This window comes from Enterobacter sp. A103, from assembly GCF_034427535.1.
In the GTDB taxonomy this organism is placed as follows: Bacteria; Pseudomonadota; Gammaproteobacteria; order Enterobacterales; family Enterobacteriaceae; genus Enterobacter; species Enterobacter asburiae_B.
Genome location: NZ_JAXQPQ010000005.1, coordinates 49,731 through 64,095, shown reverse-complemented (window position 1 = coordinate 64,095; position 14,365 = coordinate 49,731). Strand labels below are relative to the sequence as shown.

10 protein-coding genes are annotated in these 14,365 nt (G+C 57.6%); 4 read left to right on the top strand and 6 right to left on the bottom strand.

Annotated features, from left to right (window positions below):
* Positions 1–29: 29 nt before the first annotated feature.
* Positions 30–1,049, top strand: a complete 1,020-nt coding sequence (gene ahr, locus SPH27_RS14950; RefSeq protein ID WP_033146757.1) for an NADPH-dependent aldehyde reductase Ahr — start codon at positions 30–32, stop codon at positions 1,047–1,049.
* 92 nt (positions 1,050–1,141) lie between these two features.
* On the opposite strand, the gene SPH27_RS14945 is transcribed toward ahr, so the two are convergent.
* Positions 1,142–2,788, bottom strand: a complete 1,647-nt coding sequence (locus SPH27_RS14945) for a dihydroxyacetone kinase subunit DhaK (RefSeq protein ID WP_182071506.1) — start codon at positions 2,786–2,788, stop codon at positions 1,142–1,144.
* A 138-nt stretch (positions 2,789–2,926) separates the two neighbouring features.
* Between SPH27_RS14945 and SPH27_RS14940 the strand changes: the two genes are divergently transcribed.
* Entirely contained in the window at positions 2,927–4,429 is a 1,503-nt protein-coding gene (locus SPH27_RS14940) for a helicase HerA-like C-terminal domain-containing protein (protein ID WP_023309371.1), read from the top strand.
* Here the strand turns inward: SPH27_RS14940 and SPH27_RS14935 are convergent.
* On the bottom strand, positions 4,409–5,350 hold the full coding sequence (locus tag SPH27_RS14935; RefSeq protein WP_182071505.1) for a TIGR01212 family radical SAM protein: 942 nt from the start codon (positions 5,348–5,350) through the stop codon (positions 4,409–4,411). The two genes, SPH27_RS14940 and SPH27_RS14935, sit on opposite strands and share 21 nt — an antisense overlap.
* A 686-nt stretch (positions 5,351–6,036) precedes the next feature.
* Between SPH27_RS14935 and gltB the strand changes: the two genes are divergently transcribed.
* Positions 6,037–10,497, top strand: a complete 4,461-nt coding sequence (gltB, locus tag SPH27_RS14930) for a glutamate synthase large subunit (protein WP_064673375.1) — start codon at positions 6,037–6,039, stop codon at positions 10,495–10,497.
* Between the two features lie 9 nt (positions 10,498–10,506).
* Positions 10,507–11,925, top strand: coding sequence for a glutamate synthase subunit GltD (gltD, locus tag SPH27_RS14925; protein ID WP_121424788.1), 1,419 nt, complete (start codon positions 10,507–10,509; stop codon positions 11,923–11,925).
* Between the two features lie 28 nt (positions 11,926–11,953).
* On the opposite strand, the gene sspB is transcribed toward gltD, so the two are convergent.
* The 4 genes from sspB to rplM form a co-directional block, all read right to left on the bottom strand.
* The gene (gene sspB, locus SPH27_RS14920; protein ID WP_029740078.1) at positions 11,954–12,451 is read right to left on the bottom strand and encodes a ClpXP protease specificity-enhancing factor; all 498 of its coding nucleotides are present in this window, start codon (positions 12,449–12,451) and stop codon (positions 11,954–11,956) included.
* Positions 12,452–12,456: 5 nt separating this feature from the next.
* Complete coding sequence (gene sspA / locus SPH27_RS14915) at positions 12,457–13,095, bottom strand: stringent starvation protein SspA (RefSeq protein WP_023333624.1); 639 nt, start codon at positions 13,093–13,095, stop codon at positions 12,457–12,459.
* 308 nt (positions 13,096–13,403) lie between these two features.
* A complete protein-coding gene (gene rpsI, locus SPH27_RS14910; protein WP_003860436.1) occupies positions 13,404–13,796 on the bottom strand; it encodes a 30S ribosomal protein S9 in 393 nt (130 codons plus the stop codon).
* 15 nt (positions 13,797–13,811) lie between these two features.
* Positions 13,812–14,240 (bottom strand): 50S ribosomal protein L13, encoded by a 429-nt coding sequence (rplM, locus tag SPH27_RS14905; RefSeq protein WP_006178824.1) that lies wholly within the window; start codon positions 14,238–14,240, stop codon positions 13,812–13,814.
* Positions 14,241–14,365: the final 125 nt, after the last annotated feature.

The following is a 14,365-nucleotide window of genomic DNA, read 5'->3' as shown; positions in this document are numbered from 1 at the left end:
TCAGTTCACACCACAACGGGGGAAACACGATGTCGAAGATAAAAAGCTACGCCGCACCGCAGGCGGGTGCAGAACTTGAGCTGTACGAGTACGATGCGGGCGAACTAAAAGCAGAAGACGTCGAAGTACAGGTTGATTACTGCGGGATCTGCCACTCGGATCTCTCGATGATCGACAACGAATGGGGCTTCTCGAGCTATCCGCTGGTTGCCGGGCACGAAGTCATTGGCCGCGTCGTGGCGCTCGGTAGTGCCGCACAGGACAAAGGGCTGAAGGTAGGCCAGCGCGTGGGCATTGGCTGGACGGCACGCAGCTGTGGTCACTGTGACGCCTGTATCAGCGGCAATCAGATCAACTGCCTCGAGGGCGCCGTTCCCACCATTCTGAACAAAGGCGGTTTTGCCGACAAACTGCGCGCCGACTGGCAATGGGTGATCCCGCTGCCGGACAGCATTGATATCGAATCCGCCGGTCCGCTGCTGTGCGGCGGTATCACCGTCTTCAAACCCCTGCTGATGCACCATATCACCGCCACCAGCCGCGTGGGCGTCATCGGTATTGGCGGTCTGGGCCATATCGCCATCAAGCTGCTGCACGCAATGGGCTGTGAAGTCACGGCGTTTAGCTCGAACCCGGCGAAAGAGAAAGAAGTGCTGGCGATGGGTGCGGATAAAGTCGTTAACAGCCGCGATCCTGATGCGCTGAACGCGCTGGCTGGGCAGTTTGACCTGATCATCAACACCGTTAACGTCGATCTCAACTGGCAGCCGTACTTTGAGGCGCTGGCCTACGGCGGTAACTTCCACACCGTAGGTGCCGTGATGAAGCCGCTGCCGGTTCCGGCGTTTACCCTGATCGGCGGGGATCGCAGCGTGTCAGGCTCCGCGACCGGTACGCCGTTTGAGTTGCGCAAGCTGATGAAGTTTGCCGGACGCACCAAAGTGGCGCCGACCACCGAACTGTATCCGATGTCGAAAATCAACGAAGCGATCCAGCACGTGCGTGACGGCAAAGCCCGCTACCGCGTGGTGTTGAAAGCGGATTTTTGATGTGACATAGGCGGGGAATGTGCGGCCTGATGCCCTCACCCCAACCCTCTCCCACAGGGAGAGGGCGCACACACTAAAAACGGTAACGGTCGTTACCGTTTTGCATCTACCATGGCCTTAAACACCTCAGCCACCGCAACCGCACCGGGATCCATTACCCCATCCAGATTCTCTTTATTCACATACGACGAGCGCCCCGCACCGGCTTTCGCCATTTTCGCCGTTGCTTCGGCACCGTGCTGTGCTGCCTTCGCCGCTGCCTGAAGATCGCCATTCTTCAATGCTTCAAGCGCCGGTTGCAGCGCGTCGATCAGGGTACGATCGCCGAGATCTGCCCCACCGTACTGCTTCATCTGCGCCAGCCCGCTGAGCAATGCCTCGGGCAGCGGCTGACCATCGTGAAGCTTTTGCCCGGCCGCGGTGAAGAAGATCGACATCAGCACCCCGCTCGATCCGCCCATCACCGTCGCCAGCCGCTCGCCCACCAGCAACAGCAGCGTCGATACGTTATCAAGCGGGAGCTTGCGATCCTCCAGACGCTGCGCAATATCCCGCGCCCCTTGCGCAAAAGTGGAGCCGGTATCGCCGTCGCCCACTTTGGCATCCAGCGCGTTCAGTCGGTTTTCCAGCTGGAGCAGCGTTTTCGTCACCGAGGAGACATACTCGCCCACCCGCAGATTGTCCGACGGAGTGTATTCCACGCGATCGTGAATGACGGTATGCGCCACGGTGCGCAGTGGCGCAAACGCCACGGGCTTCTGCCAGCCCAGCGTTTCGACCTCGGCGTGAATCGCCTTTTCAAAGAAGTCATTGAGCTTCAGCAGCGTGAGCGAAAAGCCCTTCATGTCCAGCGCGCTCACCAGCGGCGCGGGGCCTATCAGGTACGCAATCTCCTCTTTCAGCGCCGAATGCGCCAGCTCTTTGGTCAGCAGCGCCATCTCCAGCGCCGATACGCCGCCGAGATTGTTAATCAATACCGCAAACCGCCCTTCTCCCGCCTGCGCGCGTAACGGCGTCACCAGCGTGTCGATAATGGCTTTACTGTTCTGCGTATCCACGACGGAAGCACCGGGCTCGCCGTGAATGCCCAGCCCCAGCTCGACATGGCCCTGCTTAATGCGCCCCTCTTCCTCGTCGCTGCCCGGCAGGTTGCACGTTTGCATCGCAACGCCCAGGCTCCAGAGGTTATCGCAGGCCTGTTGCGCAATATCCCGCACCTCACTCAACGATTTCCCGTGCTCCGCCGCATAGCCCGCAATCTTATGCACCAGTGCCGTACCGGCAATACCGCGCGGCTGTTTGTTATCCGGCAGCGCGATATCGTCCGCCACGATCGCCATCTCCACCTTCAGGCCGTAGCGTTTGGCCTTTTCTGCCGCCAGACCAAAGTTCAGGCGATCGCCGGTGTAGTTTTTGACGATCAGCAGACAGCCGCGATCGCCCGTGACCGCCACAATGGCGTTCAGCACCGCATCCACGCTCGGCGAGGCAAACAGATCGCCACACACTGCCGCCGTCAGCATCCCTTTGCCAACAAACCCGGCGTGCGCGGGTTCGTGGCCTGAGCCGCCGCCGGAGATCACCGCCACGCGGCTTTTGTCCCAGTCGCCGCGTGCGACGATCCTGATGGCCGGATCGATATCAAGTTTGACGAGATTTGCGTGTGGCGCAGAAAGCAGTATGCCTTCAATGGCATCGTTGACCAGCTGTTTGCGATCGTTAAAGAAGAATCTGGACATCGTTTCCCACTATTTTTGTGAACCGTATGCAAAAGCATAGTCCGCGCTGGACAATGCGCCGCAAAGTCAGGAATTTACTCAACCAAATTGCGGCCAGATTGCCTATACTCCCCCCAGGACAAAGAGAGGAAGCGCATCATGAGTACACCATTGTTAATTGCCAGGACGCTGGAAAAAGAGCTGTATTTACTGCCCGCGATGGCGAACCGCCACGGTCTGATCACCGGAGCGACCGGGACGGGGAAAACCGTCACCCTGCAAAAGCTGGCGGAGTCGCTTTCGGAGATTGGCGTACCGGTCTTTATGGCTGACGTGAAAGGCGATTTAACCGGTGTGGCTCAGGAAGGAACGGCCTCTGAAAAACTGCTCGAACGGCTGAAGAATATTGGCATTACGGACTGGACGCCGCATAACAATCCGGTAGTAGTGTGGGATATCTTTGGTGAGAAAGGCCACCCGGTGCGCGCCACCGTCTCCGATCTCGGCCCGCTGCTGCTGGCCCGTCTGCTTAATCTCAACGACGTGCAGTCCGGCGTGCTGAATATTATCTTCCGCATTGCCGACGATCAGGGGCTGCTGCTGCTTGATTTCAAAGATCTGCGCGCCATTACTCAGTACATCGGCGATAACGCCAAATCCTTCCAGAACCAGTACGGCAATATCAGCAGCGCCTCGGTGGGTGCCATTCAACGCGGGTTACTGACGCTGGAGCAACAGGGCGCAGAGCACTTCTTCGGCGAGCCGATGCTGGATATCAAAGACTGGATGCGCACCGACAGCAGCGGCAAAGGCATCATCAACATTCTGAGCTCCGAGAAGCTCTACCAGATGCCAAAGCTCTACGCCGCCAGCCTGCTGTGGATGCTCTCCGAACTGTACGAACAGTTACCCGAAGCGGGCGATCTGGAAAAACCGAAGCTGGTCTTCTTCTTTGACGAAGCGCACCTGCTGTTTAACGACGCGCCGCAGGTATTGCTGGATAAGATTGAACAGGTCATTCGCCTGATCCGCTCCAAAGGCGTTGGCGTCTGGTTTGTCTCGCAAAACCCGTCGGACATTCCGGATAACGTTCTCGGCCAGCTCGGTAACCGCGTGCAGCACGCCCTGCGCGCCTTTACGCCGAAGGATCAGAAAGCGGTGAAAGCCGCCGCGCAAACCATGCGCGCCAATCCAGCCTTTGATACCGAAGCGGCGATTCAGGCGTTAGGCACCGGTGAAGCGCTGATCTCGTTCCTGGATGCGAAGGGCAGCCCGTCCGTGGTGGAACGCGCCATGGTGATCGCGCCCTGCTCGCGCATGGGGCCCGTTACCGACGATGAACGTAACGGCCTGATTAACCACTCTCCGGTTTACGGGAAATACGAAGACGAGGTGGATCGCGAGTCCGCGTTCGAGATGCTGCAAAAAGGGGTGCAGGCGACAACGGAGTCGCAGGATGCGCCTGCCGCTAAAGGACAGTCCGTCGCCGTGGATGACGGTATTCTCGGGGGGCTCAAAGACATCCTGTTCGGCAGCACCGGGCCGCGCGGCGGCAAGCGCGACGGCGTGGTACAGACCATGGCGAAAAGCGCGGCGCGGCAGGTCACCAATCAGATAGTGCGCGGCATGCTGGGAAGTCTGTTAGGTGGCCGTCGCCGGTAGACGGGGAACCCACGGGCGGCCAAGCGCTGAACCCTGCACACCGTTCTCCTGCAGATAGCGGTCGATTTCCACCATCCCCGTCCAGCGGTTCTCACACCATAGCGGTGCCAGAAGCGTTGGACGGCGGGCGCTGGCCGAGATGCGATGGTAGACAATTTCCGGCGGGGTGTGGCGAATCATCTCCCCCGCCGTCACCGTATAGTCCTCAAGCTCAATACCGCTTAACCGTCCGGCTTCCCAGGCTTTCGCCATAATGCTGCCCGTAACGATATGCAGCGGGTGCAGCTTAATGCCGTCCACGCCGGTCTCAACCACCTTTTCCAGCGTCTCCAGGCCGTGCTGCTGCCCTTCACCCGGCAAGCCGACAATCAGATGCGAGCAGACCTTCAGCCCGCGCTCTCGGGCCAGGCGCGTGGTGCGCTGGTAGCAGGCGAAATCATGGCCACGGTTAATACGGTGCAGGGTTTTGTCGTGCGCGGTCTGCAAGCCCAGCTCCAGCCAGATCTCGTAGCCTTGTTCTTTGTACTCGCTGAGCAGGTCCAGCACCGCGTCCGGTACGCAGTCCGGGCGCGTCCCCACGCACAGCCCAACGATGTTAGCCTGGCTGACGGCCTGCTGATACATAGAGCTCAGCACCTGCACCTCCGCCCACGTGCTGGTGTAGGCCTGAAAATAGGCCAGATATTGCTTCGCGCGGTTCACCAGGCTCGCCTGATGGGCAAGCTGTTCAGCGATAGATTTATGCTGCTGGGCTTCGTCAGCAAAGGACGCAACGTTACAGAAGGTGCAGCCGCCGCGCCCGATGGTGCCATCGCGATTCGGGCAGCTAAACCCGCCGTGCAGCGTCAGCTTATGAACCTTTTGCCCGTACCGCTGCAAAAGATCCCCACCAAACATATTGACTAATTTCTGTAACTGCATAATCTGATAGACCGTCCCGGAGAAAGGGGACAAGCCTGCCACTTTTAGCCTCTGTCGGCGATGACCTGGATCAATCGTCCCGGACGGCCTTTATCTATATGAATAAATACTCAGGATTACTGCAATTTCATTCACGCCATTCGTGATTACTTTTCCTTATGTTCTGATTGTTTTTTTCATTTATAGCGCCACCACTGAAAAACAGTGGGTTTATGCGGGTTTGCATCCGATACCAGATTATTATTCTGCTATAAAACTGCTATTCAGCACGCTGCATTGATAATACCGCTTTCATATAGTGAGTCAGATCACACTCCGCTGCGTCCTGCCAGGCATACATTCAATGTAAAAATAGTTAAATAACATTTACTTTCAAAGACATAAACGCTCTTTAGCACATTTTTGTATAAATAAGATTGCCATTTGACCTGTGTACCAATTCCCGATAAGTTGGAAATCCGCTGGAAGCTTTCTGGATGAGCGGCCTGCTCATCATATTTATGCAGTAATTGAGATTCCCTCTGAAGCAAGTCCTCAAACTTGTTTACCTGCGCGAAAGGATGAAAAAGAGGGCGAATGCGAGGTCCGCGTATGAAACGCAAACCCCGTCGCCACGCTCTTTCTGTGCCTGTGCGCCACGGTAAAGTTCAGTGGGAAGCCCGACGAGCCTGGGGAGGTTCACTGATATGTTGTACGATAAATCCCTTGAGAAGGATAACTGTGGTTTCGGCCTGATCGCCCACATAGAAGGCGAACCTAGCCACAAGGTAGTGCGTACTGCTATTCACGCACTGGCCCGAATGCAGCACCGTGGCGCTATTCTTGCCGATGGTAAAACCGGCGACGGTTGCGGCCTGCTGCTGCAAAAACCGGATCGTTTCTTCCGCATCGTGGCGGAAGAGCGCGGCTGGCGTTTAGCCAAAAACTACGCTGTCGGCATGCTGTTCCTGAATCAGGATCCTGAAAAGGCTGCCGCCTCACGCCGCATCGTCGAAGAAGAACTTCAGCGTGAAACCCTGTCGATTGTCGGCTGGCGCAATGTGCCAACCAACGAAGGGGTGCTCGGTGAAATCGCCCTCTCCTCGCTGCCTCGTATTGAACAAATTTTCGTCAACGCGCCTGCGGGCTGGCGTCCGCGTGATATGGAACGCCGTCTGTTTATCGCCCGCCGCCGCATTGAAAAACGTCTCCAGGACGATAAAGAATTCTACGTCTGTAGCCTCTCTAACCTGGTGAACATCTATAAGGGTCTGTGTATGCCGGCTGACCTGCCGCGCTTCTACCTGGACCTGGCGGACCTGCGTCTGGAATCGGCCATTTGCCTGTTCCACCAGCGCTTCTCCACCAACACCGTTCCACGCTGGCCGCTGGCTCAGCCGTTCCGCTACCTGGCGCACAACGGCGAGATCAACACTATCACCGGTAACCGCCAGTGGGCCCGCGCCCGTACCTATAAATTCCAGACGCCACTGATCCCCGATCTGCACGATGCCGCGCCGTTCGTGAACGAAACCGGCTCTGACTCCAGCTCCATGGATAACATGCTGGAACTGCTGCTGGCGGGCGGGATGGACATCGTGCGCGCCATGCGTCTGCTCGTGCCACCGGCCTGGCAGAACAACCCGGATATGGACCCTGAGCTGCGCGCGTTCTTCGACTTTAACTCCATGCACATGGAGCCGTGGGACGGCCCGGCGGGCATCGTCATGTCCGACGGCCGCTTCGCCGCCTGTAACCTGGACCGTAACGGTCTGCGTCCGGCGCGCTACGTCATCACCAAAGACAAGCTCATCACCTGCGCCTCTGAAGTCGGCATCTGGGATTACCAGCCTGACGAAGTGGTCGAGAAGGGCCGCGTCGGTCCGGGCGAGCTGATGGTTATCGACACCCGCGGTGGGCGCATTCTGCACTCTGCCGAAACCGATCACGATCTGAAAAGCCGCCATCCGTACAAAGAGTGGATGGAGAAGAACGTCCGTCGCCTCGTGCCGTTCGAAGATTTATCGGATGAAGAAGTGGGTCGCCGCGAACTGGACGACGATACGCTTGCAAGCTTCCAGAAACAGTTTAACTACAGCGCAGAAGAGCTGGACTCCGTTATTCGCGTGCTCGGTGAAAACGGCCAGGAAGCGGTCGGCTCCATGGGTGATGACACCCCGTTTGCCGTACTCTCCAGCCAGCCGCGCATCATTTACGACTACTTCCGCCAGCAGTTTGCGCAGGTGACCAACCCGCCGATCGACCCGCTGCGCGAAGCGCACGTGATGTCGCTGGCTACCAGCATCGGTCGCGAGATGAACGTCTTCTGCGAAGCCGAAGGCCAGGCGCACCGTCTGACCTTTAAATCACCGATCCTGCTGTACTCCGATTTCAAACAGCTCACCACCATGAAAGAGGAGCACTACCGCGCCGACACGCTCGATATTACCTTCGACGTGACCGAAGCGAGCCTCGAAGAGACGGTGAATGCGCTGTGTGACAAAGCCGAACAGATGGTGCGTAACGGTACCGTTCTGCTGGTGCTGTCCGACCGCAATATCGCGAAAAACCGTCTGCCGGTACCTGCCCCGATGGCAGTCGGCGCTATCCAGACGCGTCTGGTTGACAAGAGCCTGCGCTGCGACGCCAACATCATTGTTGAAACCGCAAGCGCCCGCGACCCGCACCACTTTGCCGTGCTGTTAGGCTTCGGCGCGACGGCGATCTACCCGTACCTGGCCTACGAAACGCTGGCACGCCTGGTGGATACCCGCGCGATCGATAAAGATTACCGCGCGGTGATGCTGAACTACCGTAACGGCATCAACAAAGGCCTGTACAAGATCATGTCCAAAATGGGCATCTCGACCATTGCCTCCTACCGCTGTTCGAAGCTGTTTGAAGCGGTCGGCCTGCATGACGAGGTCGCCAACCTCTGCTTCCAGGGCGTGGTCAGCCGCATCGGCGGCGCCGGTTTTGCTGACTTCCAGCAGGACCTGGTGAACCTGTCCAAACGCGCATGGCTGGCACGTAAGCCGCTGGATCAGGGCGGTCTGCTGAAATACGTTCACGGCGGCGAGTATCATGCCTACAACCCGGACGTGGTGCGCACGCTGCAGCAGGCGGTTCAGAGCGGTGAATACAGCGATTACCAGCAGTACGCTGAGCTGGTAAACAACCGTCCGGCGGCAACGCTGCGCGACCTCATTGCCCTGAACCCGGGTGATGAAGCGGTCAGCATTGACGAGGTTGAGCCTGCATCCGAGCTGTTCAAACGCTTTGATACCGCGGCGATGTCCATCGGCGCGCTGAGCCCGGAAGCCCACGAAGCGCTGGCGGAAGCCATGAACAGCATCGGCGGCAACTCCAACTCCGGCGAAGGCGGTGAAGATCCGGCGCGTTACGGCACCAACAAAGTGTCCCGTATCAAGCAGGTGGCATCCGGTCGCTTTGGCGTAACGCCTGCGTACCTGGTCAACGCCGACGTGATCCAGATTAAAGTCGCTCAGGGTGCTAAACCGGGCGAAGGCGGTCAGCTGCCGGGTGATAAAGTTACCCCGTACATCGCCAAACTGCGCTATTCCGTGCCGGGCGTGACGCTGATCTCCCCGCCGCCGCACCACGATATCTACTCTATCGAGGACTTAGCGCAGCTGATTTTCGACCTGAAGCAGGTCAACCCGAAGGCGATGATCTCCGTGAAGCTGGTTTCCGAACCGGGCGTCGGCACCATCGCGACCGGCGTGGCGAAAGCCTATGCGGACCTCATCACCATCGCCGGCTATGACGGCGGTACCGGCGCCAGCCCGCTCTCCTCCGTGAAATATGCGGGCTGTCCGTGGGAACTTGGCCTGGTGGAAACCCAGCAGGCGCTGGTGGCGAACGGCCTGCGTCACAAGATCCGTCTGCAGGTGGACGGTGGCCTGAAAACGGGCCTCGACATCATTAAAGCGGCGATCCTCGGCGCGGAAAGCTTCGGCTTCGGTACCGGCCCAATGGTTGCGCTCGGCTGTAAATACCTGCGTATTTGCCACCTGAACAACTGCGCAACCGGCGTGGCTACCCAGGACGAGAAGCTGCGTAAGAACCACTATCACGGTCTGCCGTTCAAAGTGACCAACTACTTTGACTTCATCGCCCGCGAAACCCGCGAGCTGATGGCGCAGCTGGGCGTGAAGCGTCTGGTGGACCTGATTGGCCGCACTGACCTGCTGAAAGAGCTGGAAGGCTTCACCGCGAAGCAGCAGAAGCTGGAGCTGAGCAAGCTGCTGGAAACCGCGCAGCCGCACCCTGGCAAAGCGGTCTACTGCACCGAGAACAACCCGCCGTTCGATAACGGCGTGCTGAACGCGCAGCTGTTGCAGCAGGCGAAACCGTACGTGGACGACAAGCAGAGCAAAACGTTCTGGTTCGATATCCGCAACACCGACCGCTCCGTGGGCGCCTCCCTCTCCGGTTATATCGCGCAGACGCACGGTGACCAGGGGCTGGCAGCGGATCCGATTACCGCGCACTTCAGCGGTACCGCGGGTCAGAGCTTCGGCGTATGGAACGCAGGCGGCGTTGAGCTGTACCTGACCGGCGATGCCAACGACTACGTCGGTAAAGGCATGGCGGGCGGTCTGCTGGCGGTGCGTCCTCCGGTTGGCTCAGCCTTCCGCAGCCATGAAGCCAGCATCATCGGTAACACCTGCCTGTACGGCGCGACCGGCGGTCGTCTGTTTGCAGCAGGCCGTGCGGGCGAGCGTTTTGCGGTGCGTAACTCCGGTGCTATCACCGTGGTGGAAGGCATTGGCGATAACGGTTGTGAATACATGACGGGCGGGATTGTTTGCGTTCTGGGTAAAACCGGCGTGAACTTCGGCGCGGGCATGACGGGCGGTTTTGCGTATGTCCTGGATGAAGACGGTGAGTTCCGCAAACGCGTGAACCCGGAGCTGGTGGAAGTGCTGGACGTTGATACGCTGGCTATCCATGAAGAACACCTGCGCGGTTTGATTACCGAACACGTGCAGCATACCGGTTCTTCGCGCGGCGAAGAGATCCTGGCGAACTGGCCAGCGTTCTCTGCGAAATTCGCGCTGGTTAAGCCGAAGTCCAGCGATGTTAAAGCCCTGTTGGGTCACCGTAGTCGTAGCGCAGCAGAGCTGCGCGTGCAGGCGCAGTAAGGAATTCAGATGAGCCAGAACGTATACCAGTTTATCGACCTGCAGCGTGTTGATCCGCCAAAGAAACCGCTGAAGATCCGCAAAATTGAATTTGTTGAAATCTACGAGCCGTTTTCAGAAGGCCAGGCCAAGGCACAGGCAGACCGCTGCCTGTCCTGCGGGAACCCTTACTGCGAATGGAAATGTCCGGTACATAACTACATCCCGAACTGGCTGAAGCTGGCTAACGAAGGACGTATTTTTGAAGCCGCCGAGCTGTCTCACCAGACCAACACCCTGCCGGAAGTGTGCGGCCGCGTGTGTCCTCAGGACCGTCTGTGCGAAGGTTCCTGTACGCTGAACGACGAGTTCGGCGCGGTGACAATCGGCAACATCGAGCGCTATATCAACGATAAAGCCTTCGAGATGGGCTGGCGTCCGGATATGACCGGCGTGAAGCAAACCGACAAGCGCGTGGCAATCATCGGCGCGGGCCCGGCGGGCCTGGCCTGTGCGGACGTGCTGACCCGCAACGGCGTGAAGGCGGTGGTCTTTGACCGCCATCCGGAAATCGGCGGTCTGCTGACCTTCGGTATCCCTGCCTTCAAGCTGGAAAAAGAGGTCATGACCCGTCGCCGTGAAATCTTCACCGGCATGGGCATTGAGTTCAAACTGAACGTGGAAGTGGGCCGCGACGTGCAGCTCGACGACCTGCTGAAGGATTACGACGCCGTGTTCCTCGGCGTGGGCACCTATCAGTCCATGCGCGGCGGTCTGGAGAACGAAGATGCGCCGGGCGTGTTTGACGCGCTGCCGTTCCTGATTGCCAACACCAAGCAGATCATGGGCTACGGCGAAACCGCCGATGAGCCGTTCGTCAGCATGGAAGGCAAACGCGTGGTGGTGCTGGGCGGCGGTGATACCGCGATGGACTGCGTGCGTACCTCCATTCGTCAGAATGCGGCACACGTGATCTGCGCCTATCGTCGTGATGAAGAGAACATGCCGGGCTCTAAACGCGAAGTGAAAAACGCGCGTGAAGAGGGCGTCGAGTTCCAGTTCAACATCCAGCCTCTGGGTATTGAAGTGAATGCCAACGGTAAAGTGAGCGGCGTGAAGATGGCGCGCACGGAGATGGGCGCACCGGATGCGAAAGGCCGTCGTCGCGCCGAGATCGTCGCCGGTTCTGAACACGTGATCCCGGCCGATGCCGTGGTGATGGCGTTCGGTTTCCGTCCTCACAGCATGGAATGGCTGGCGAAGCACAGCGTTGAGCTGGATTCGCAGGGCCGCGTGATTGCGCCAGAAGGCAGCGATAACGCGTTCCAGACCAGCAACCCGAAAATCTTCGCCGGTGGCGACATCGTTCGCGGCTCTGACCTGGTGGTCACGGCGATTGCCGAAGGCCGTAAAGCGGCTGACGGGATCCTGAACTTCCTGGAAGTGTAAAAAAAAACAGGCCCTATTGGGCCTGTTTTTATTTCACGACGCGAAGAGCCGGACGACCACCGCGCGGAGGCGGATCGTCATCAGGGTCATTGTCGTCATGACGATCGGGTTTATCGCCATCAATAAGTGACATCACCGTGTCGCTTTCGCGCTCATCGGATGCGTTGTCATCATTCAGGCTGGCAACATCTTCATCATACGCCGCTTCCGGCTCGAACATGGTACCCGCACCGTTTTCACGCGCGTAGATAGCCAGCACGGCTGCCAGCGGCACGGAAACCTGACGCGGCACGCCGCCGAAACGCGCGTTGAAGCGCACTTCATCGTTTGCCAGCTCCAGGTTACCCACCGCACGCGGCGCAATGTTCAGTACGATTTGTCCGTCACGCGCGTATTCCATTGGAACCAGCACGCCCGGCAACGTCACATCCACAACCAGGTGCGGCGTGAGCTGGTTATCCAGCAGCCATTCATAGAAGGCGCGCAGCAGATACGGACGGCGTGGGGTAAGTTGTGACATTTCCACAGTCATTAGCCTCGGCCGAGACGCATTTCACGTTCCGGTTCAGTTAAAGATGCCAGGAAAGAGTCGCGTTCAAATACGCGAGTCATGTAGCCCTTCAGCTCTTTCGCGCCAGGACCGCTGAACTCTACGCCCAGGGTTGGCAGACGCCACAGCAGCGGTGCCAGGTAGCAATCCACCAGGCTGAACTCATCGCTCAGGAAGAATGGTTTCTGACCAAACACAGGGGCGATTGCCAGCAGCTCTTCACGCAGCTGCTTACGCGCAGCGTCGGCTTCAGAAGCGGAACCGCTGACGATAACGTTCATCAGCGAGTACCAGTCTTTTTCGATACGCTGCATGTACAGGCGGCTTTCACCACGCGCGACAGGGTAAACAGGCATCAGTGGCGGATGCGGGAAACGCTCATCCAGATATTCCATAATGATACGGGATTCCCACAGGGTCAGCTCGCGATCCACCAGCGTCGGTACACTTTGGCTCGGGTTGAGATCGATCAGATCCTGAGGCGGGTTATCCTTTTCCACATGCTCGATCTCAAAACTGACACCCTTCTCGGCCAGCACGATACGAACCTGATGGCTATAAATGTCAGTAGGACCAGAAAACAGCGTCATTACCGAACGTTTGTTGGCAGCGACAGCCATGAAAACCTCCAGGTATATTCAGAATTTTTACTGCTACCAGCCCAACAGGGGCCAGCCAGATGTTGTATCGCCCATCCCAGAGAAAACACATTGTTCAAGAAACGAACAAAAATCGAGTATTCACCGATATTTGGGCAGAAAATTGGATGATAGTTTACCAGATTTTGATGGCTTTGTGGTGAGGGGATTCTGGAAATGTGGAAAAAGAGAAGATATATGCATGGATATTGTGGATAACCTGCGCATTATCCATAAAAAAACCCGCCGAAGCGGGTTTTTCGCCAATCGTTCTGCGTAAGCAGAATGGATTAACGTTTGGAGAACTGTGGACGACGACGTGCTTTACGCAGACCCACTTTCTTACGTTCAACCTGACGCGCGTCACGAGTAACGAAGCCAGCTTTACGCAGTTCAGAACGCAGGGATTCGTCGTACTCCATCAGAGCGCGGGTGATACCGTGACGGATCGCACCTGCCTGACCGGAGATACCACCACCTTTAACGGTGATGTACAGATCCAGTTTTTCTACCATATCAACCAGTTCCAGCGGCTGGCGAACTACCATGCGGGCAGTTTCGCGACCGAAGTATTGTTCCAGAGAACGCTGGTTGATTACGATTTTACCACTGCCCGGTTTGATGAAAACGCGAGCTGCGGAACTTTTGCGGCGACCAGTGCCGTAGTATTGATTTTCAGCCATTGCCTATAATCCCGATTAGATGTCAAGAACTTGCGGTTGCTGTGCCGCGTGGTTGTGCTCGTTGCCTGCGTAAACTTTCAGTTTACGGAACATAGCACGACCCAGCGGGCCTTTTGGCAGCATGCCTTTAACCGCGATTTCAATCACACGCTCAGGACGGCGGGCAATCATCTCTTCAAAGGTCGCTTCTTTGATACCACCGATGTGGCCGGTGTGGTGATAGTACACTTTGTCAGTACGCTTGTTGCCGGTTACAGCAACTTTATCAGCGTTCAGAACGATGATGTAATCACCGGTATCAACGTGCGGAGTGTATTCCGCTTTATGCTTACCGCGCAGGCGACGAGCCAGTTCAGTAGCCAGACGGCCCAGAGTTTTACCGGTCGCGTCAACAACATACCAGTCGCGCTGTACGGTTTCTGGTTTAGCTGTAAAAGTTTTCATTAAAAGCTTACCCAAATAAATAAGTTACACGTTGGTGAACACCCAAACGTTTAGTCAGTTGAGGCTCACACGACAAAGTCCGGCAAACCTACCCCTTCGAATAGCACATGCCGACACATAGAAAG